15 protein-coding genes and 2 pseudogenes are annotated in these 19839 nt (G+C 67.9%); 7 read left to right on the top strand and 10 right to left on the bottom strand.

The genetic code is table 11. From position 1 onward, the window contains the following. Positions 1 to 17: 17 nt before the first annotated feature. A pseudogene (locus G3N61_RS40305) lies at positions 18 to 71 on the top strand (hypothetical protein); the annotation flags it as partial. Between the two features lie 48 nt (positions 72 to 119). On the opposite strand, the pseudogene G3N61_RS24100 reads toward G3N61_RS40305, so the two are convergent. Then, positions 120 to 926 (bottom strand): annotated as a pseudogene (locus G3N61_RS24100) (3-hydroxyacyl-CoA dehydrogenase NAD-binding domain-containing protein); the annotation flags it as partial. 547 nt (positions 927 to 1473) lie between these two features. On the opposite strand from G3N61_RS24100, the gene G3N61_RS24095 reads away from it, so the two are divergent. Continuing rightward, complete coding sequence (locus tag G3N61_RS24095) at positions 1474 to 2562, top strand: ionic transporter y4hA (RefSeq protein WP_043184413.1); 1089 nt, start codon at positions 1474 to 1476, stop codon at positions 2560 to 2562. Between the two features lie 90 nt (positions 2563 to 2652). On the opposite strand, the gene G3N61_RS24090 is transcribed toward G3N61_RS24095, so the two are convergent. The 8 genes from G3N61_RS24090 to G3N61_RS24055 form a co-directional block, all read right to left on the bottom strand. Beyond that, positions 2653 to 3786: a transporter substrate-binding domain-containing protein gene (locus G3N61_RS24090; RefSeq protein ID WP_205823768.1), complete on the bottom strand. Its 1134-nt coding sequence runs from the start codon at positions 3784 to 3786 to the stop codon at positions 2653 to 2655. Positions 3787 to 3806: 20 nt separating this feature from the next. Further along, a complete protein-coding gene (locus tag G3N61_RS24085) occupies positions 3807 to 4580 on the bottom strand; it encodes a hypothetical protein (RefSeq protein WP_043184408.1) in 774 nt (257 codons plus the stop codon). 664 nt (positions 4581 to 5244) lie between these two features. Then, positions 5245 to 6069: an amidohydrolase family protein gene (locus G3N61_RS24080; protein WP_205823767.1), complete on the bottom strand. Its 825-nt coding sequence runs from the start codon at positions 6067 to 6069 to the stop codon at positions 5245 to 5247. Beyond that, positions 6066 to 7088: an NAD(P)-dependent oxidoreductase gene (locus tag G3N61_RS24075; RefSeq protein WP_205823766.1), complete on the bottom strand. Its 1023-nt coding sequence runs from the start codon at positions 7086 to 7088 to the stop codon at positions 6066 to 6068. The genes G3N61_RS24080 and G3N61_RS24075 overlap by 4 nt, the downstream gene beginning before the upstream one ends. Beyond that, a complete protein-coding gene (locus G3N61_RS24070; protein ID WP_205823765.1) occupies positions 7085 to 8155 on the bottom strand; it encodes a LacI family DNA-binding transcriptional regulator in 1071 nt (356 codons plus the stop codon). Before G3N61_RS24070 ends, G3N61_RS24075 begins: the two co-directional genes overlap by 4 nt. A 22-nt stretch (positions 8156 to 8177) precedes the next feature. Then, the gene (locus G3N61_RS24065) at positions 8178 to 10064 is read right to left on the bottom strand and encodes a TRAP transporter large permease subunit (protein ID WP_089452744.1); all 1887 of its coding nucleotides are present in this window, start codon (positions 10062 to 10064) and stop codon (positions 8178 to 8180) included. A gap of 3 nt (positions 10065 to 10067) precedes the next feature. Next, entirely contained in the window at positions 10068 to 11096 is a 1029-nt protein-coding gene (locus G3N61_RS24060) for a TRAP transporter substrate-binding protein (RefSeq protein ID WP_205823764.1), read from the bottom strand. 280 nt (positions 11097 to 11376) lie between these two features. Then, complete coding sequence (locus G3N61_RS24055; RefSeq protein ID WP_043184397.1) at positions 11377 to 12285, bottom strand: LysR substrate-binding domain-containing protein; 909 nt, start codon at positions 12283 to 12285, stop codon at positions 11377 to 11379. A 113-nt stretch (positions 12286 to 12398) separates the two neighbouring features. Here G3N61_RS24055 and G3N61_RS24050 point away from each other — a divergent pair, with 113 nt between their 5' ends. Together G3N61_RS24050 and G3N61_RS24045 are read left to right on the top strand one after the other, a co-directional pair. Further along, positions 12399 to 13337: a 2-hydroxyacid dehydrogenase gene (locus G3N61_RS24050; RefSeq protein WP_205823763.1), complete on the top strand. Its 939-nt coding sequence runs from the start codon at positions 12399 to 12401 to the stop codon at positions 13335 to 13337. 71 nt (positions 13338 to 13408) lie between these two features. Beyond that, positions 13409 to 14773 carry an MFS transporter gene (locus tag G3N61_RS24045; RefSeq protein ID WP_089452741.1) on the top strand — a complete coding sequence of 455 codons (1365 nt, stop codon included), beginning with the start codon at positions 13409 to 13411 and terminating at the stop codon, positions 14771 to 14773. A gap of 52 nt (positions 14774 to 14825) precedes the next feature. On the opposite strand, the gene G3N61_RS24040 is transcribed toward G3N61_RS24045, so the two are convergent. Then, entirely contained in the window at positions 14826 to 15794 is a 969-nt protein-coding gene (locus G3N61_RS24040) for a LysR family transcriptional regulator (protein ID WP_043184393.1), read from the bottom strand. Between the two features lie 363 nt (positions 15795 to 16157). Between G3N61_RS24040 and G3N61_RS24035 the strand changes: the two genes are divergently transcribed. The 3 genes from G3N61_RS24035 (at position 16158) to G3N61_RS24025 (ending at position 19687) form a co-directional block, all read left to right on the top strand. Beyond that, positions 16158 to 17333, top strand: a complete 1176-nt coding sequence (locus tag G3N61_RS24035; RefSeq protein ID WP_205823762.1) for an HPP family protein — start codon at positions 16158 to 16160, stop codon at positions 17331 to 17333. A gap of 132 nt (positions 17334 to 17465) precedes the next feature. Continuing rightward, the gene (locus tag G3N61_RS24030; RefSeq protein WP_011354907.1) at positions 17466 to 17879 is read left to right on the top strand and encodes a helix-turn-helix domain-containing protein; all 414 of its coding nucleotides are present in this window, start codon (positions 17466 to 17468) and stop codon (positions 17877 to 17879) included. Between the two features lie 20 nt (positions 17880 to 17899). Then, positions 17900 to 19687 carry a chloride channel protein gene (locus G3N61_RS24025; RefSeq protein ID WP_205823761.1) on the top strand — a complete coding sequence of 596 codons (1788 nt, stop codon included), beginning with the start codon at positions 17900 to 17902 and terminating at the stop codon, positions 19685 to 19687. Positions 19688 to 19839: the final 152 nt, after the last annotated feature.

The following is a 19839-nucleotide window of genomic DNA, read 5'->3' as shown; positions in this document are numbered from 1 at the left end:
TGATCGCAGGCAAGGCGGTGGCGTTCAAGGAAGCGCTGTCGCCGGAGTTCAAGGCATACCAGGAGAAGGTGGTCGAGAACGCACGCGTGCTGGCTGAAACGCTGGTGAAGCGCGGTCTGCGGATCGTTGAAGTACGCGCGGAACACCGATTCGGTCACCGCGAAGTTCACGTCGTGGCCGATCAGGTCCATCAGCTCGAACGGCCCCATCCGGAAGCCGCCGGCCTCGCGCATCACCGCGTCGATCGATGCCGGCGCGCCGCCCTGCTCGTTCAGCACGCGCAGCGCCTCCGCGTAATACGGCCGCGCGACGCGGTTCACGATGAAGCCCGGTGTCGATTTCGCCATCACGGGCTGCTTGCCCCACGCGGCTGCGGTCGCCACCAGCCCCTGCGCGATTTCGGGCGCGGTCGCGAGCCCGCTGACCACCTCGACGAGCGCCATCAGCGGCGCCGGGTTGAAGAAATGCAGGCCGGCAACGCGCTGCGGCACGCGCAGCCCGGCCGCGATCGACGTGATCGAGATCGACGACGTGTTGGTCGCTAGCACGCACGCGTCGTCGACGTGGCGTTCGAGCGTCGCGAAGATCTCGCGCTTCACGTCGAGCCGCTCGGCCGCTGCTTCGACGATCAGCGCGGCGCCCGCGAACTCGGCCAGGTCACGCACGGCGCGGATCCGGGCGCCGGCCGCGTCCGCCTGGTCCGGTGCGAGCCGGCCTTTCTCCGCGAGCCGCGCGAACTGCGCGCGGATGCCGGCCAGCGCCTTGTCGCAGGCCGCTTCGTTCAGGTCGTACAGCAGCACCGTATGGCCGGCCGCCGCCGCGACCTGCGCAATGCCCGCGCCCATCGCGCCGGCGCCGATCACGCCGACGACGGCCGACGGCGCCAGCGCGCCCGAGTTCACCGAATGTGCAGAAGAAACAGCCATCGCTTGCGATCCGTCATGAAGTGGAGGTGCGAGCGATTATAAACCGACCGGTCGGTAGATTTATGTCAGGGCGAGCCCGAATTTGTCGTGCAAGAGACCGTTACGGAAACTGCAAAGACAAAAAATTGAAAGATTCGGGCACTTTTTGCAAACCGAAAGGTCAATGAAAGCGTTCGAATATGAGATAGTGCCCCCCGAACGCCTGATAAAATTCGACAAACCGCCGGATTTCAGGGGGAAACCGCGTGTCACGCCGCCACCGCCGTCCATCGCCGGCCGCCCTTTCGGGGTCGGAACTGAGCCTCCGGCCCGCGCGTCGTCACGCGGGCGCGCCGCGCCGTTTGCGGCCGGCCGCATCGAACCGTTTCACCCAGCGACGGGCTCCGGCCCGCCCGCGCCCCTCGCCGCCTCACGGCGGCGAACCCAGGGCAGCCGTTGCGTGCTGCCACCCCAGGTTTCATCGTCCTCGTTCGGCGGATAGTACGGCCGGGCTTCGTCAACCCGTGACGGCGCGTCGCGCGCCGCCACTCGCATAAGGAAACCCTCCATGCCGCTCTCGTCCAACCAGCTCCCGCGCTGGACCCTCGTGGCCCCGCTTGCCGCATGGCTGGTCCTCGCGCTGTCGCGCGTCGTGCCGGCCGAAGGCCTCGTCATCGCGGTGTTCGCCGCCGCACTCGCCGGCGCCGTGTTCGCCGCCGTTCACCATGCCGAAGTCGTCGCGCACCGCGTCGGCGAACCGTTCGGCACGCTCGTGCTCGCGGTCGCCGTGACCGTCATCGAAGTCGCGTTGATCGTGTCGGTGATGCTCGGCGCGGGCCCCGAGAAATCGGGCCTCGCCCGCGACACCGTGTTCGCCGCCGTGATGATCATCTGCAACGGCATCGTCGGCCTCTGCCTGCTGGTCGGCGCGTGGAAGCACGGCGAACAGGACTTCCAGGGGCGCGGCGCCAGCAAGGCGCTCGCGGTGCTGGCGTCGCTGTCGGTGCTGTCGCTCGTGATGCCGAACTACCTGAACGCCGCACCGGGCCCGTTCTTTTCGAAATCGCAGCTCGCGTTCGCCGGCGTGGCGTCGCTCGTGCTGTACGGCGCATTCGTGTTCGTGCAGACCGTGCGTCACCGCGACTACTTCCTCACCGCGCACGACAGCGCGAACGAATCGGTGCACGCAGCGCCGCCGAGCAGCCGCACCGCGCTGATCAGCATGCTGCTGCTGTTCGCGAGCCTCGTCGCGGTCGTGCTGCTCGCGAAGCTGCTGTCGCCGGCCGTCGAGCATGCCGTGATGCAGCTCGGTGCGCCCGAAGCCGCGGTCGGTATCGTGATCGCCGCGCTCGTGCTGTTGCCGGAAGGGCTCGCGGCCGTCACCGCCGCGCGCGCGAATCGGCTGCAGACCAGCATGAACCTGGCGCTCGGTTCGGCGCTCGCGAGCATCGGGCTCACGATTCCGACCGTCGCGGCCGTGTTCATCTGGGTCGGCCAGCCGCTCACGCTCGGCATTGGCCCGATGGAAACCGTGCTGCTGTCGCTGACGCTGCTGGTCAGCACGCTGACGCTCAGCCAGGGACGCACGACAGTGCTGCACGGCGTCGTGCACCTGTCGCTGTTCGCGGCTTACCTGTTCCTGTCGATCACGCATTGACGCAGAAAAGCGCGCGGCCCGGCGGATCACCTCCGCCGGGCCGCGCGCAGTCTTTCAAGACCCTGCTCCCACCTTCCCTTCACGCCGCCGTTACCGCACCGGAATCACCAGATGCTGGCCCGCCAGGATCAGGTTCGGGTTCGCGAGGTTGTTGCGGCGTTGAATCTCGCGATAGCGCTGGCCGCTGCCGAGCTTGCTCGCCGCGATCAGGTTCAGCGTGTCGCCCGCCTTCACCACGTACGTGTGTTCGCCCGACGCGGCCGCGGTCGTCACCGCCTGGTCGCTGACGAAATACTTGCGCAGCAGGTCGAGATACTGCGGCGACTGCTTGAGCTTCGCGATCGCGGCGTTCAGGTAGATCAGCAGATCCTGGTCGTCGGCGCGCACGCCGATCTTGTACGCGATGTTCGAGCCATCGAGCTTGGTCACCGCGAACTTCAGGTCGGTGCCCTTGATCGAGCTGACCGCGAACGGATAGTCGTAGATGAACGCATCGACCGTATGGCCGTCGAGGCTCTTCGCGATGAACGCCGGATCGGAATCGTCGACTTCGACGAACTTCACGTTCGGATACTGGCGCGTGACGAACGCGCGCACATCCGGGTCGCCTTTCAGGATGCCGACCGTCTTGCCCGCGAGATCGTCGGTCGTTCGGATCGCGGAGCCTTGCCGCACGATCAGCGAATAACCGAAATCGTCGACGTACGGCACCGAGTAGACGACGCCCGCCGGCGTGTTGTCCGGGAACGTCAGCCCGTCCATGGCCACGTCGACCACGTGATTCCCCTTCGCGTCCGTATCGAGCAGCTGCTTCGGCACACCCGGGTACGTGTCGACCTCGTGACGCGTATCGACGGTGACCGGCTTGCCGCCGTGCGAGAACGACGGATCGGCGAACAGCAGCCGCGCGAATTCGACGTTGAAGCCGTGCGGCGCGCCCTTGTCCTCGCCGAAGAACGGCTCGCTCGGGTTCTGCACCGAGACTCGCACGAGGCCGTTTTCGGCAATCGATTTCAGCGTGCTGGCCTGCGGCGTGAAGCCGGCCGGCAGCACGTTGACCGACGGCGACGGCTGCGCGGGCTGGCTCGTGTCGCCACTTTGCGCGGATGTCGAGGCCTGCGACGCGTCATGCGCGGGCATCAGCGTCGACAGGCCGCCCTGATGCACGATCCATACGCCGACGAGCACTACCAGAAACGCGATGGCGCCAAGAAGTTTTTTCATGGTTGCGTGCCTGCAGGAAGTTATTGTTGTTTCGACGGCAACTGCGCGGGGTTCGCCGTATCGAGCCCGGGCGCGCGGGGGGCGTTCATCACCGCCTGCTGCTGCGCCTGCTTGACCTCGGGGTTATCCATCAGCGACGTCTCCATTTCGGAGAACGCCTTGTTGACCGAGCGCATCACCGAATCGACGGCCACGTCGGTCTTGATCTGCTCGAACGTGTCGGACGCCTGCTTGCCCGCGAGCTTGTTCATCTGCTGTGCGGCCTGCGACATGTCCCACATCGCCTTCGCGCGGTCGATCGCCGATGCGAAATTCTTCAGCTCGGCCTGCACCTGCTTGTAACGCCCCTCGCGGAACGAGAGCAGTTGCTTCATCGTGTCGAGCTGCTGCCGGAAGCGCGGCGCGTCGTCCGGATACTGCTTCTCGAACAGTTCCGTCTTGCTCTCGAAGTTCTTCACCTCGGTACGAAACGCGGTGATGCTGTCCGCGAACTTCTGTGCCGCCTGGCGCTTTTCCGCGAGCTGGTTGATCAGCGTCTCGATCGGATTGGCCTGCGCCTCCTGGACGATCATCTTCACCTTCTGGTTCGCGAACTTCATTGCGACGACCGGCGCCAGATAGATCGCGCCAAGGCCGATCACACCTGCCGCGACCAGCGCGATCACCCCCTTCAGGATGAACAGCGCGGCCGGTGCCACGATCGCGACGCCGGCGACGATGATCGCCCACTTGATCAGCTTGACCTTGTTACTCCCCGAACTGCCGTTTGCTTCTTCATTCGAAAGCTGCGACATGAGTTTTTCTCCTTGAACCTCGAACCGAACTGCTTGCGTTTGCCTTTTTCAAGCTCAATCGAAATGCTTCGGACTTCGGTGCCGCCTGGCAGCCAGACAAGCCGGCGGCGCAATACAAGGATGGGCGCGACGGGCGTCACGAGACGCCGGTGTAGGCGCCGGTCAGGATGCGGTGATGAGGCGTGGCGGACGGCGCGGCGATGCGATGCAGACAGGCGTCATGCATCGTCGCGGCTCGCGCGCGAACGGGAACGTGTACCGATGCACGGTACGAAACGGGATGACGGATACGTGACGCGACGGGCGTCGGGAGAAGCGTTGTTCCGGCGGGCCGACAAACGCGGGGCCGGTATTCCGGTACGAGTGCGTAAAGGCTCATCGTTGTTCTTCTGCGTATCGCGGGTGCAGGAACCGCGCGGCCGGCGCGTCCCGCTCCAAATGCACGGACGTATCCTGCGCCGACCGGCATGCAGCGTCAAGCAGTTGTCGCAGTGCAGCGAACGGCTGCGTTCCTCCGTTGGAACACCGGCAGCGAAGCAGCTTTCAGTACGGTAAGGATTCGCAGGACTGCGACCGGTCGTGCTCGGTCAGGAATGCTTGTCATCGCACGCGCAAGCTTCCGGATTGAAAGCTTGTCACGCGCAGCACCGTGCCGGGTGCCGGCTCAGAATCCGTAAAGCACGGCCGGATTGTCGGCCAGAATCGCACGGGTGATCGCGTCGTCCGCCGTGCAGTCGTCCAGCCAGCCGAGCAAGGCCATATCGTCGGGGACCGGCGACGCGTTCGGGTGCGGCCAGTTGCTGCCCCATACGCAACGCGACGGATGGTTGCGCGCCAGCACGGCGGCGAGACGCGCGACATCGTCGTAACCGGGCGCGCCCGAGCGCGACGTCTCGTACGGCGCGGACAGTTTCACCCACGCATGACCACGGTCGAGCAGGCGCCGCAGCGCGAGAAACGCATGTGCGTCGGGCGCGACGGGCGTCAGGAACTTGCCCGTGTGATCGATCACGACGCGCGCCGGTAGCGAGGACAGCAACGGCAATACGTCGGGCAACGTCCGGCCGTCGAGCTGCAGGTCGACGTGCCAGCCAAGCGGCCCGATCCGCGCGGCCACCCGCTCCAGTTCGTCCCACCGCGCCAGCCCGCCCGCCAACATCATGAACCGGACACCGCGCACGCCCGCCACGTGCAACCGCGCGAGCTCGGCATCCGGCACGTCGGCCGGCAACGTCGCGACACCGCGCGCCTGCTGGCCGAACGCGGCCAGTGCGTCGAGCAGGCAACGGTTGTCGACACCATAGCCGGTCGGCTGCACGATCACGACGCGGGCCAGGCCGAGCGTCTGCTGCACCCGGCGATACGCATCCACCGGCGCGTGCGGCGGACGGAACGTCGCCGTCGGCGCGAGCGGATAGGCATCGTCATAGATGTGGATGTGGCAATCGCACGCGTCGGACGGCCGCCCGGTGGCCGCATCGTGTCTCATCGCGCGCCCGGCCCGGCATCTGCGCGCGCCGTGCGCCAGCGCGCCAGCCGCGTTGCCTGTACCGCGTTGACGGCGCCGCGCGGCACGCTTCCGTCGAGCAGCACGGCGAGCTGATCGACCGTCTCCAGCGCCTGGTGCTCGACCGCGGGCAGCGTCAGGCCGCCGACGTGCGGTGTCGCGATCACCCGTGGATGCGCGGCGAGCGCGGGCGTCGGCATCTGGTCCGCGGCGCGCCCGACGTCGAGTGCACAGCCGGCGAGCCGGCCCGTGTCGAGCGCGTCGGACAGTGCCCGCTCGTCGACCAGCTCGCCGCGCGACGCGTTGATGAAATACGCGCCCGGCTTCATGGTCGCGAACGCGCCCGCATCGATCAGGTTCGCGGTGGCCGGTGTCGCCGGTGCGAGGCACACGACGAAATCGGCCGCGTGCAACAGCGCCGCGAATTCGACTTGTTCGAGCGTCGGCGCGTCGACGCGCACATACGGATCGCTGACGAGCACGCGCATCCCGAGCGCCGTCGCGATCGGCGCCAGATGGCGCGCGATCTGCCCGTAACCGATCAGGCCGAGCGTGCTGCCGCGCAATTCGCGCCCCATCTGCGGCGCCAGCGGCATCCCGTCGTGATAGGCCGATGCATAGCGGCCGATACCGCGCGCGAGATCGATCATCACGCCGATCGTCCACTCGGCGACCGCCGGCGCGAAGCCGGGGCTCGCCTGCGTGACCAGCACGCCGAACGCGCTCGCCGCGTCGACATCGACGGTGCGAATATCGACCGCGCAGCGCAGGAACGCCGCAAGGGCCGGCAGCCCGGCGAACAGCGCCCGCGGCGCGGGCGTCTGCCGGTACGCGATCATCGCGTCGCAACCCTGCGCGGCCGCGACCAGTTCGTCCGTGCCCAGCTCGCGATCGAGCGGATTGCACGTGACGTCCGCGATCGCCTGCAGCGCACGCAGCGCCTTCGCGCCGAAATAGTGGTCGAGCATCCCCGTCGGATGCGTGACGAAGACGCGCGTCATGCTGCCCCTCCGTGCGAATCGTCCGCTTGCGGCGGCGATGCCACCGAGGCGCGCTCGATGAGGGTCACACCGGAGAACACGTGCGGCTCGCTCGCCGGCGGCGTGTCGCCATCCGCCCGCATCACGCGCCGCACCATTTCCTCCGCCATCTCGGTGACGGGCAACTGCACCGTGGTCAGCGCCGGATTGGAAATCGCCGACAGGAAATGACCGTCCATCCCGACGACCGATACATCGTCCGGCACGCGCAGGCCGCCGTCGCGCAACCCGGCCATCAGGCCAAGCGCGAACAGGTCGTTGACCGCGACGATGCCGGTCGGCCGCGCCGGATCGGCGGCCAGCGCGACGCCCAGCGCGCGCCCCACGTCGACGATCACGGCGTCGCCGTATTCGTTCGCGGGACCGCCGTCGAGCACCCGTGCGTGCGCCTCGACGCCCGCGTCGCGCGCCGTCGCGAGAAAGCCGCGGATCTTGTCGCTGCGGCTCACGGTCATGCCGGCGACCGTCGCGAACGCGAGCCGCCGGTGTCCCGCGTCGACGAGGCAACGCGTCGCGAGCCGCGCGGCGGCCTCGTTGTCGGCCGTGACGTGATCGACCTTCGACAGCTCGCCGGGCGTCGCGCGGCGGTCGTAGCTCACGACCGTCATCCCGCGCTCGGCCGCGCGCTCGAGGTGGCTTTCGTCGGCCAGCGACGAGATCACGATCACGCGCCGCACGCCATGCGCGAACAGGTCGTCGAAGAACGCCGCTTCCTTCTTCGCATCGCGATAGGTATTGCCGATCAGCACGCGATGCCCGTACCGTTCCTGCGCGCAGGCCTCGACCTCGCGCGCGATGTAGCCGTACATCGGGTTCGCCATCGACGGCACCAGCAGCCCGACGAGCGGCGTCTGCCCCGTCTTGAGCTGGCGCGCCAGCGTGCTGGGCCGGTACTGCAGCACTTCCATCGCGGCCTTCACGCGTTCGAGCGTTTCCTGCTTCATCTGGTCGGTACGGCCGTTGAGCACGTTCGAAACTGTGCTGACCGAAACGGCCGCATGACGGGCCACGTCCTGAATCGTACTCATGTCGTCTTGCTATCAAAAACGGCTACAGGCCGAAATGGGCCGGCAGCCACAACGAAAACGCCGGCACCAGAATCAGCGCCACGAGGGCGGCAACCAGCACCAGCAGATATTTCACCATCGGCCGCGCAACGTGCCGGACGTCGGTGCCCGTGATCGCGCAGGTCGTGAACAGCCCGAGTCCGACCGGCGGTGCGAACAGGCCCAGCCCCATCGCCACCACCACGACCGTGCCGAAATGCAGCGGGTTGATACCGAGCTGCAGCGCGATCGGCGCAAGCAGCGGCCCGAAGATGATCAGCGCCGGCGCCCCCTCGAGCACCGCGCCGAACACGACCATGACCAGTGCCGCGAGCAGCAGGAACATCGTCGCGCCATACTGATGGGCGAACGCGGTCATTGTGCCCGAGACCAGCGCCGGAATCTGCTCGATCGACAGCGCGAACGACACACTCGACGCCGCGGCCACGATGAACAGGATACCGCCGGCCATCGACGCGGCACGCACGAACACGCGCCCGACCACACGCCAGGTCAGCTCGCGAAACGCGAGCCAGCCCGCCACCAGCGCATAGACCACCGCGAACGCGGACACCTCGGTCGACGTCGCGATCCCCGACGTCACGCCCTTGCCGATCATCGCGACCATCACCAGCGCGACCAGCGCGCCGCCCGCGAGCGGCAGCCACGCGCGGCGTTCCGTGAACACCGTCGAGACGTCGATCCTGCGCCCGGTGATCACCGTGACCACCGCGAGCGACGCAGCCAGCACCGCGGCCGGCACGATGCCCGCGACGAACAACCCGGCAATCGAGATGTTCGCGACGAAACCCATGATGATCATGTTCACGCAGGGCGGGATGGTCTCGGCCATCACCGCGCTGCACGCGAGCAGCGCGGCCGTTTCGTCGGGATCCTGGCGCGCGCGGCGCACGGCCGGCATCACGACGCCGCCCACTGCGGCGATGTCGGCGAGCTTGGAGCCCGATACGCCGGAAAAGCACGCTGTCGCGAGAATCACGATCAGCCCGAGCCCACCGCGCACGCGCCCGAAGATCCGCAGCAGCAACTCGACGAGCCGCGCGGACATGCCGTTCGACTCCATCAGCAGCCCGGCCAGCACGAAGAACGGCACGGCGAGCAGCACGAAGTGATCGGCACCGGCCATGACCTGCTGCGAGTAGACGAGCAGCGGCAGTGTCGGGTCGGCCAGGAAATACAGCAGCGCCGAAAACGCGAGCACGAAACCGATCGGCACGCCCAGCACGAGCCCGCCGACGAAACCGGCGACCAGCAGCATGCCTGGTGCGATCGCGTGCGCCGGCACCAGCGCATTCCATCCGTACAGCGCGGCCGCGAATCCCGCGCAGCACGCGAGCGTGCCGACCACGCGTCGGCGCGGCGCGTCGAGCGCGTTCGCGAGCGCGAACACGGTCATGAACAGCGCGCCGAACATCATCGGGTACACGTTGATCCAGCCCGGCAGGCCACCCGGCGTCAACTGGTCGTACGAATCGGCCAGCAACTGGCACGACGACACCAGCAGGTTCAGCGAGACGGCCGCGACGATCCAGTGGCCGATCTGCACGAGCGCGCCCTGCCAGCGGGCCGGGAACCAGCCGCGAAACAGGTCGATGCCGACGTGCTGGCTGCGCCCGAGCACCGTCGCCGCACCGAAGAACACCAGCACGATCATCAGCGCGCTCGCGACCTCCTCGGTCCAGTCGAGCGGATCGTGCAGGAAATAGCGGCACACGACCGAGACGAACACGACGAGGACATCGACGGCCAGCACCGCCGCGGACACGTATTCGATCGCGCGCAGCATCGCGTCCAGCACGCGTGCGACACGGCGTGCCGGAAGGCCGGCGCCAGGCGCCGCCGCGGCGCCCGAAACGGAACAGGTCTCCATCGTTCAGCTCCGCGCGGCGGCAATCGCCGGAAACAGCGACGCGGTCGCCGGATACTGCCGGGCGAATGCCGTATAGAGCCGGTCGTGCATCGTCTGCCGCACCGCCTCGCGTTCGGCCGCCGCCATCGGATGGAAGCTCATGCCGCGCTGCTTCAGCGCCTGCTCGGCCTGGTCGGCCTTCTGTGCGGCAATCGCGCGCTGCTGCGCGGTGGCGTCGGCCACCGCCCGATCGAACGCGGGGCGCAGGTTCGCCGGAATCCGGTCGAGCGCGCGCCGCCCCATCACGACGGTCATCGCGGCAAACACGTGATGCGATTGCCAGCACGACTTCACCACTTCGTCGAACTTGCTCGCAAGCACCGTGGCCGGATCGTGCTCGAGCCCGTCGACGACGCCCGTCTGCACGGCCATGTACAGCTCGCCGAACGGAATCGGCGTCGGGACCGCCCCCATCGCCTTGAAGGTGTCCATGAACGCCGGCGTCGGCAGCACGCGCAGCTTCGTGCCCTTCAGCCCCTGCAACGCAAGCACGGGTTGCTTCGTGAAGACGCAGCGCCCGCCGAAATGCGAGCCCCAGGTCAGCACCGAGCAGCCCGCACGCTTTTGCAGCAGCGTGTTCAGGCTTGCACCGACCGAGCCGTCAAGCACCTTCGCGACATGCGCATAGCTGTCGAACAGATAGCCGAGATCGAGCATCCCGAGTTCCGGCGCCACCGTCGCCCAGATCGACGAGCCCGCGATCATCATGTCGATCGCCCCGATCTTGACCTGCTGCGCGACGTCGCTCTCCTTGCCGAGCTGGCTGTTCGGAAAGTAGTCGACGCGGATCGCGTCGCCGACGCTCGCCTTCAGGTTCGCCGCCAGACGCTCGTACCACACGTAGTGCGCGGCGTTCTGGTCGGCCGGCATCGACGACGAGCAGCGCAGCGTCACCACGGGCTGCGCGCGCGCCACGCCGGGCAAGCCGCCTGCGGCCGCGAGCGTGGCGACGGACGCCGTCTGCAGAAAGCGCCGCCGGGTCAGGGTATTCATGGGCCGTCTCCTTTGCTTGTGCGCATCTCAGCGCGACTGTATCGATTTAGTGTATCGATACAGTAATACGACGACCGATGAATCCGAAATGAGGGTTTCCCCGCGTCGAGCAACAGGAAATACGGTGAAAATCGCCTTAACCCGCATCAGGAAAGGCGTTACGAGGAGGTTGAAGCGTCCGCGAATGGGGTATCCCGCTGTCGACGGGCCACCCCGCCAATCGTCAGACAACCGACTTATCGACGCGAGGCCGGCGCTTACCGCGCCCCGCCGCCGGCATTCACGCGCGTCCGTCGTCCGCGCTTCCCGGCAGGAATTGCTCGACCATCGCGTTGAACACCGGCAGCGCCGGGTTGTCGTTGTCCGCGCGCCATGCGAGATACAGCTCGGCCGCCACGTCGGCGCCCGCCAGCGGCCGGAATACCACGCCGTCGACGTGCAGCTCGCGCGCCGACGCCGGCACGAGTGCGGCACCGAGCCCCGCGCGCACGAGGCCGAGAATCGTGTGCGTCTGCCCCACGTAGTGCAGGTAGTTCGGCAGCCGCCCCGCGTTCGCGAACAGGCCCGAGATCAGGTCGTGGAAGTATTTCCCCTCGTTCGGCGAATACGCGATGAACGGCTGCCGGTCGAGCTCGTCGGGGCCGATGCGCTCGCACGCGGCGAGCGGCGCGCCCTCCGCGACCGCGACCAGCATCGGCTCGCGCTGCACGAGCCGGTATTCGAGCGGCTGGCGCGCGGCCCGCTGGCGCACGAAGCCCGCGTCGAGCATCCGCGACGCCAGCGCATCGATCTGCACGGTCGACACCATCTCGCGCAATTCGATGTCGACGTCCGGCAGCGCGTGGGCGGCGTGCGCCAACAGCATCGGGATCATCCGGTACGCGCTGACCGCCGTGAAGCCGAGCGTGATGCGGCCGGCCCCGCCATGCGCGACGCGCTGCGCGGCCTGCTCGGCCCGCGCGGAGAATTCGAGAATATGCCGCGCGTCGCGCAGGAACCGCTCGCCGGCCGCGGTCAGCCTGACCTGCCGGCTGCTGCGTTCGAGCAGCGCGATGCCGAGCGCATGCTCGAGCAGCTGGATCTGCCGGCTGAGCGGCGGCTGCGTCATGAAGAGCCGCCGGGCCGCGCGACCGAAATGCAGTTCCTCGGCCACCGCGACGAAGCAGCGAAGCTGGTGCAGTTCAATCATCCAATTCCTGAATCAATCGATAGCCTTTTGATGTTAGACGCATATCGATACGATTTCTATACTCGGTTGCACCTGATGCGCGGCCCGTGCCGCGCACGACGACCGAGACCTTCATGACCATCGACATCCTGCTCACCCAGCCGCTCCCCGACGCGATCGACGCCGAACTGTCCACCCGTTACGCGATGCACCGGCTGTATGCGGCCGGGCAACCGGACGCGCTGCTCGATCGCGTGGCCGCGCGCATTCGCGGGGTCGTGACCGGCGGCGCGAACGGCCTGTCCGCTGCGCTGATGGACCGGCTGCCCGCGCTCGAGATCGTCGCGATCAGCGGCATCGGCACCGACGCGGTCGATCTCGACCGTGCCCGCGCGCGCGGCATCCACGTGACGACGACGCCCGACGTGCTGACCGACGACGTCGCCGACATGGCGATGGGGCTGATCCTGACGACGCTGCGCGACCTCGGCGCTGGCGAGCGGATCGTGCGCGCCGGCCGCTGGGGCAAGACGGCCCAGCCCCTCGCGACCCAGGTGACCGGCAAGCGGCTCGGCATCGTCGGGCTCGGCCGCGTCGGGCGCGCGATCGCGCAGCGCGCGCAGGCGTTCCGGATGCCCGTCAGCTACTTCGGCCCGCGCGAGCATCGCGACAGCGGCTATCGCTTCGTGCCCGACCTCGCCGCGCTCGCGCGCGACAGCGACATACTCGTGATCGCCGCATCGGCCGATCACGGCAACGTGCTCGTGACGGCCGACGTGCTCGCCGCGCTCGGCCCCCAAGGATTCCTGATCAATGTCGCACGCGGCAAGCTGGTCGACGAAGCCGCGCTGATTCGCGCGCTCGCCGACGGCACGATCGCCGGCGCCGGTCTCGACGTATTCGAGAACGAGCCGCACGTGCCGGCCGCGCTGCTCGAACTCGACCGCGTCGTCGTGCAGCCGCACCGCGCGAGCGCGACCCGCGAAACGCGCGAAGCGATGGGCCGGATCGTGCTCGCCAATCTTGCCGCATGTTTTGCAGGCCAGCGCCCGCCGACCAGCGTCACGAGCTGATCCGCACGCCGCACGGCGGCCACCCGTTACAACACCGGATGCCTCCGCACGACGGAGGCCAGGAGACACGCATGCCCAATCGATCCAGCGGCGCTGCTCTCGCCGCATCACCCGCCGCCTCACGCACGATCGGCCGCGTCCGCTATACGGTCCTCGCGCTGATTTTCGCGGTCACCGTCATCAACTATGCGGATCGCGCGACGATGTCGATCGCCGGCACCGGCGTCGCGCACGACCTCGGGCTGACGCCCGTGCAGCTCGGCATCGTCTTTTCCGCATTCGCATGGGCCTATGCGATCGGCCAGATCCCGGGCGGCTGGCTGCTCGACCGCTTCGGCGCACGGCGCGTGTACGGCCTGAGCCTGCTGCTGTGGTCGGTCTTCACGATGCTGCAGGGGACGGTCGGCTGGCTCGCCGTGCAGGGGGCGGCCGCCACGCTCGCGCTGTTCGTGATGCGCTTCATGCTCGGCCTCGTCGAATCGCCGGCGTTCCCGGCCAACTCGAGAATCGTCGCGTGCTGGTTCCCGACCGCCGAACGCGGCACCGCGTCGGCCCTGTTCAATTCCGCGCAGTACATGGCCGTCGTGCTGTTCACGCCCGCGATGGCCTGGCTCACGCACGCGCTCGGCTGGGAACACGTGTTCCTGTGGATGGGGCTGCTCGGCATCGCGCTCGCCGCGCTGTGGTTCGCGTGGTATCGCGAGCCGCACGGCCACCCGCGTGTGAGCGACGCGGAGCGCGACTACCTGCGCGCGCACGGCGCACTCGTCGATCTCGAAGCGAACCGGGTGCGCCATCGGCCGCGCGTGTCGTGGCACGACGTGTCGCAACTGTTTCGCCATCGGAACCTGTGGGCGATCTACATCGGCCAGTACTGCATCACGGCACTCACCTACTTCTTCATCACGTGGTTTCCGATCTACCTGATCAAGGGGCGCGGGATGACGATCATGGAAGCCGGCTGGGTCGCCGCGCTGCCGGCGCTCTGCGGCTTCACGGGCGGCGTGCTCGGCGGCGTGCTGTCGGACTGGCTGATCCGGCGCGGCATGCATCCGTCGAAGGCGCGCAAGACGCCGTTCGTCGCGGGGATGGCGATGGCGACGCTGCTCGTGCTCGCGAACGGCGCGTCGTCGAACGCGATCGTGATCGCACTGATGACGGTCGCGTTCTTCGGCAAGGGGCTCGCGGCAGTCGGCTGGGCCGTGCTCGCCGACACCGCGCCGGAAGGCATGGTCGGCCTGAGCGGCGGGGTGTTCAACGGCCTCGGCAACATCGCCGGGATCGTCACGCCGCTTGTGATCGGCTACTTCGTCGCCAGCACGGGCTCGTTTGCCGGCGCATTATGGTTCGTCGCCGCGCACGGGTTGCTCGGCATCGCCGCCTACGCGTGGCTCGCGGGACGCTTCGAGCGGATCCGCATCGCGCCGCGCGCCTGAACAGCACCACGGCCCGTGCGGTTCTTCCGGCGACGCGCGCCCGCGCGGATCGTCAGGCGCGCTTGCGGCCGCCCGGCGTCTGTTCGGTCGTCAGCCGGTCGAGTTCGCGCAGGTCGTTCTCCAGCGCCGGCGTGAGCGTCGTGCGCAGGTGATCGAGGAACGTGCGGATCTTCGCGTCGAGATAGCGGCGCGTCGCGTAGACCGCGTACACGCTCACCGTCTGCAGCCGATACTCGGGCAGCACGCGGATCAGCCGCCCTTCGCGGATGTCGTCGAGCACCGTATACAGCGCGACGCACGCGATCCCGCGCCCGGCGCGCACCGCGACGCACAGCGCGTCCGGCACGTTGACCTGGAACGGCGCGGGCTGCAGCTCGTAGACGGCCTCCTCGCCATCGCTGCGCTCGAGCCGCCATTCGCTGGCCGGCGAGGCGGGCGTATCGAGGCGCAGGCACACGTGGTTCGGCAATTCGTCGGGCGACTGCGGCGTGCCGTGGCGCGCCAGGTATTCGCGCGACGCGACGAGCACGCTGCAGCTCGTGCCGCAGGTCTGCGCGACATAGCCCGAATCGGGCAACTGCGACGCCGTCACGATCGACACGTCGTAGCCCTCCTCGACGAGATTCGGCATCCGCTGGGCGAGCGTCAACTCGACCGACACGTCGGGGTTGTCCTCCTGGTAGCGGACGATCGACGACACGACATGACTCTGCCCGAGCCCCGTCATCGCATGGATGCGCATCTTGCCGCTCGGCCGCAGCAGGGCGTTGCGCGCCTCCGCGTTCGCGTAGTCGATTTCCGCGAGGATCGATTTCGCGCGCTCGAAGTAGCGTTCGCCGCTTTCGGTAAGGCCGAGGTGGCGCGTCGTGCGATGCAGCAGCCGCGTCTGTACGTGCGCTTCGAGGTTCGATACCGCGCGCGACACCTGCGCGGTGGTCGCGTCGATTTCCTTTGCGACCGCAGTAAAACTGCCGGCTTCGACAACGCGCACAAACAGGCGCATGTTTTCGAGCATGTCCATTGAATTGGCTTGGGGAGAGTCAGTGGGGAGGCGTCGGCAGCGCTCGCGTCAGGTAGAAAACGGAACGCAGCCGCGAACCACGTCAATTCGATCACCGTGCCGGGGGAAAGGCGGGAGAGCGGGCATCGCGTACGTGGTTCTGGCATGACGGGGGATTCAGTGGCCCGAATTGTACGCCGCTGCAGACAAATTTGCGCGTTTGTCCGGCCTGCAAACTTTCATCGGATGAAAGCTTTTTGCAAGACATGTCCGTCGCGCGTATGCAACGGCTTGATGCGGTGCGACAATTTGTATCACAACGCGATATAATTCGCCGCTTGTCGCCGCGCGCATCCGCGCTGTCATCTTTACCGCTTACCGTCCATGTCGTCAGGCTCCCCTTCGTCGCGCCGCACGTTGCGGCAATGGCTGCACAGCTTCATTCCCCATCCGATGTCGCTGGGCTGGCGTGAACGCCTGCGCTCATGCACGGGCGCGCTCGTCGGCATCGCGACGGTCGGCGTAACGATGCGGCTGCTACCCGGCGTGCCGGGCCTCGTGCCGCTGCTCGTCGCGCCGATGGGGGCGTCGGCCGTGCTGCTGTTCGCGGTGCCGGCGAGCCCGCTCGCGCAGCCGTGGTCGATCATCGGCGGCAATCTCGTCGCGGCCACGGTCGGTGTCGCGTGCGCACAATGGATCGCCGATCCGATCACGGCCGCCGCGGTCGCGATCGCGTGCGCGATCGGCGGCATGTTCGTGCTGCGCTGCGTGCACCCGCCGTCGGGCGCCGTTGCGCTCACGGCCGTGGTCGGCGGCCCGGCAATCCATTCGCTCGGGTTCAGCTTCGTGCTGGAACCGATCGCGCTGCAATCGGCCATCCTGCTGTCCGCCGCGCTTGCCTATCACGCGCTGACCGGGCACCGCTATCCGCACGGCGGCGTGCGTCCTGACGCGAAACCGCAGGCAGGCGGCGCCGCACCGGCGCGCGGCGGCTTCACGCGCGGCGACCTCGACGCGGTGCTGAAGCGCCGCGGCGAATGGCTCGACGTCGATCCGGACGATCTCGAAGCGCTGCTGCGCGAAACCGAGATGCAGGCCTATACGCGCACGTTCGGCCAGCTCTCGTGCGCCGACCTGATGACGAAGAATGCCATCGAAGTCGCGCCGTCGACGTCGGTCACGGCCGCGCTCACGCTGCTCGACCGCCATCGCGTGAAGGCGCTGCCCGTCGTCGACGGCGAAGGCCGCCTGACCGGCATCGTCACGCGCGCCGACCTCACGCGCCAGCTGCGCCGTCCGACCCCGCTGTGGCAACGCCTGTCCGCTCGGCTGCCGCAATCGTTCGGCGGCCAGCCGGCGAGCGTCGCCACCGTGATGACGCGCGACGTCGCGTGCGTGCCGGAAACGATGCCGATCACGGCGCTCGTCCCGCTGTTTACGCATTCGGGGCACCACCACATTCCGGTCGTCGATGCATCGCGCCGGCTCGTCGGGATCATTACGCAGACGGATCTCGTCACGGGCCTGTATCGGCAGACGCAAATGCTCGAGGCCGCGTAACGCATGCGGCGCACGTAACGCCATGTAACGGCCGGCGCAACGCGGAAGGCATTCCATCCGCCCGAATTCGGCCATTTATATCATGTTGTGATATATTTCTCGCTACCGAAACTGACTGTCCGACCGCTCCCGATGAACGATACCCGACGCGCGCTGGCGAAAAGCGATTTCCAGCAACTGTCCGAGTTCCGCTACCAGATGCGCCGCTTCGAGCGCTTCTCCGAACGCGCCGCGCAAAGCGAAGGCGTGACGCCGCTGCAATACCTGCTGCTGCTGCACATCAAGGGCTATCCGCATCGCGAATGGGCAACCATCGGCGAACTCGCGGAACGCCTGCAGGCGCAGCATCACGGCGTCGTCGCGCTGGTCACGCGCTGCGAAGCGCTCGGCCTCGTGAAGCGCAAGACGAGCGAAGCGGATCGCCGGCAGGTCGAGGTTCACCTCGAGCACGCCGGCGAAACGCTGCTCGCGCGTCTCGCGGCCATGCATCGCGCCGAGCTGAAGTCGCTCAAGGACGCGTTCCAGGTTCCCCAGATCGATTACTGACCCTTGCCCTTTCCACTCCGATGAACGCACCACACAAACGCGATTTCGCGACCAACGACCGCCTGCCCAGGATCGCGTTGCTCGCCGCCGGGATCGGCCTGCTCAGCACGCTTGCCGCATTCGTGCTGTTGAGCCTGATCCACCTGTTCACGAACCTGTTCTTCTTCCAGCAGTTCTCGTTCGTCGACCGTTCGCCGGCGAACAACACACTCGGCGCATGGGTGATCGTGATCCCGGTGATCGGCGGGCTGATCGTCGGGATGATGGCGCGCTTCGGTTCGGAAAAGATCCGCGGCCACGGCATTCCCGAAGCGATCGAGGCGATCCTGTTCGGCAAGAGCCGCATGTCGCCGAAGGTCGCGATCCTGAAGCCGCTGTCGTCCGGCGTCGTGATCGGCAGCGGCGGCCCGTTCGGCGCCGAAGGCCCGATCATCATGACGGGCGGCGCGCTCGGCTCGCTGATCGCGCAGTGCGTGCACGTGACCGCAGCCGAGCGCAAGACGCTGCTCGTCGCCGGTGCGGCCGCCGGCATGACGGCCGTGTTCGGCACGCCGGTCGCCGCCGTGCTGCTCGCGGTCGAACTGCTGCTGTTCGAATGGCGTCCGCGCAGTTTCCTGCCGGTCGCGCTCGCCTGCGCGGTGGCCGGTTTCGCCCGCGCCGTGTTCTTCGGCGTCGATCCGCTGTTTCCGCTGACCACGGCCGCACCGACGCCCGTCGCGCTGCTGTCGTGCATCGTCGCGGGCCTGCTGTCGGGCATGCTCGCGTGCGGCCTGTCGGCGGCGCTGTACCGCGTCGAGGACACCTTCGCGAAGCTGCCGGTGCACTGGATGTGGTGGCCCGCGCTCGGTGCGATCGTGATCGGCATCGGCGGCTGGCTCGAGCCGCGCGCGCTCGGCGTCGGCTACGACGTGATCGGCGACCTGCTTCATCAGCACATCGCATTGAAGATCGCGCTCGCGCTACTGATCGTGAAGGCCGTGATGTGGGTGATCGCGCTCGGCTCGGGCACGTCGGGCGGCGTACTCGCCCCGCTGCTGATGCTCGGCGCCGGGCTCGGCACGGTGCTGTCGCCGATGCTGCCGGGCGGCGACCCGGCGCTGTGGCCGCTCGTGTGCATGGCCGCGACGCTCGGCGCGACGCTCGGTGCGCCGCTGACCGCGATCGTGTTCGCGTTCGGCCTCACGCACGACGCCAACGCGCTGCTGCCGCTGCTCGCGGCGACGCTCGTCGCGCACGGTTTCGCGACCATCGTGATGAAGCGCTCGATCATGACGGAGAAGATCGCGCGCCGCGGCTATCACATCTATCGCGAGTACGGCGTCGATCCGCTCGAGCGGCATGACATCGGCGAAGTGATGACGTCGGCCGACCTGCTCGTCGCGATCGACGGCGCAGCGACGCTCGCGACCGTCGAGTCGCAGTACTTCGGCGCGAAGCAGTCGCACCGTGCGTACCCGGTCGTGCAGAACGGCCGCCTGCTCGGTCTCGTCGATCGCGCGACGCTCGACGCGCAGCGCGCACAGGCCACGGCCGACACGCCGATCTCGGGCGCGTTCGTCAACCGCGCGCCTGCCGTCGCTCAGGCACACGAAACCTGCCGCGTCGTCGCGTCGCGGCTCGCAATGCTCGGACTCGAGCGCCTGCCTGTCGTTGCCGACGAGCAATCGATGCGCATCACCGGCATCGTGTCGCGCAGCGACCTGATCAAGCCCGCGCTCCAGCACTTCGACGACGAACAGAAGCGCGAGCGCTTCCGCCCGGTCGTCCCGGCCAACCTGCGCGACATCGGCACGCGCAAGGCCGGCTGATTCACTGCGCTGCGCGGCACCCTCGCCGCGCACGACCCGCTCGCGTTACCTCTTCCGTACGATGCGGCACGCCCTTCGCGTGCCGCGTCGCATTCCGCCGCTTCCCGTGTTTAAAGTTGGTTAACAATTCGACGGACGAAAGTTTGTCATCA

The sequence above is a fragment of the Burkholderia sp. Ac-20349 genome, assembly GCF_017104865.1.
Classification (GTDB): domain Bacteria; phylum Pseudomonadota; class Gammaproteobacteria; order Burkholderiales; family Burkholderiaceae; genus Burkholderia; species Burkholderia aenigmatica.
The sequence above is the reverse complement of the archived record's forward strand: the minus strand, read 5'-3'. Positions and strand labels throughout refer to the sequence as shown.

What these genes read in the sequence shown, in the direction of transcription:
- G3N61_RS24095 (WP_043184413.1), top strand. Translation starts at nt 1,474, where the DNA reads ATGCCGCTCTCGTCCAACCAGCTCCCGCGCTGGACCCTCGTGGCCCCG.
- G3N61_RS24090 (WP_205823768.1), bottom strand. Translation starts at nt 3,786, where the DNA reads ATGAAAAAACTTCTTGGCGCCATCGCGTTTCTGGTAGTGCTCGTCGGC.
- G3N61_RS24085 (WP_043184408.1), bottom strand. Translation starts at nt 4,580, where the DNA reads ATGTCGCAGCTTTCGAATGAAGAAGCAAACGGCAGTTCGGGGAGTAAC.
- G3N61_RS24080 (WP_205823767.1), bottom strand. Translation starts at nt 6,069, where the DNA reads ATGAGACACGATGCGGCCACCGGGCGGCCGTCCGACGCGTGCGATTGC.
- G3N61_RS24075 (WP_205823766.1), bottom strand. Translation starts at nt 7,088, where the DNA reads ATGACGCGCGTCTTCGTCACGCATCCGACGGGGATGCTCGACCACTAT.
- G3N61_RS24070 (WP_205823765.1), bottom strand. Translation starts at nt 8,155, where the DNA reads ATGAGTACGATTCAGGACGTGGCCCGTCATGCGGCCGTTTCGGTCAGC.
- G3N61_RS24065 (WP_089452744.1), bottom strand. Translation starts at nt 10,064, where the DNA reads ATGGAGACCTGTTCCGTTTCGGGCGCCGCGGCGGCGCCTGGCGCCGGC.
- G3N61_RS24060 (WP_205823764.1), bottom strand. Translation starts at nt 11,096, where the DNA reads ATGAATACCCTGACCCGGCGGCGCTTTCTGCAGACGGCGTCCGTCGCC.
- G3N61_RS24055 (WP_043184397.1), bottom strand. Translation starts at nt 12,285, where the DNA reads ATGATTGAACTGCACCAGCTTCGCTGCTTCGTCGCGGTGGCCGAGGAA.
- G3N61_RS24050 (WP_205823763.1), top strand. Translation starts at nt 12,399, where the DNA reads ATGACCATCGACATCCTGCTCACCCAGCCGCTCCCCGACGCGATCGAC.
- G3N61_RS24045 (WP_089452741.1), top strand. Translation starts at nt 13,409, where the DNA reads ATGCCCAATCGATCCAGCGGCGCTGCTCTCGCCGCATCACCCGCCGCC.
- G3N61_RS24040 (WP_043184393.1), bottom strand. Translation starts at nt 15,794, where the DNA reads ATGGACATGCTCGAAAACATGCGCCTGTTTGTGCGCGTTGTCGAAGCC.
- G3N61_RS24035 (WP_205823762.1), top strand. Translation starts at nt 16,158, where the DNA reads ATGTCGTCAGGCTCCCCTTCGTCGCGCCGCACGTTGCGGCAATGGCTG.
- G3N61_RS24030 (WP_011354907.1), top strand. Translation starts at nt 17,466, where the DNA reads ATGAACGATACCCGACGCGCGCTGGCGAAAAGCGATTTCCAGCAACTG.
- G3N61_RS24025 (WP_205823761.1), top strand. Translation starts at nt 17,900, where the DNA reads ATGAACGCACCACACAAACGCGATTTCGCGACCAACGACCGCCTGCCC.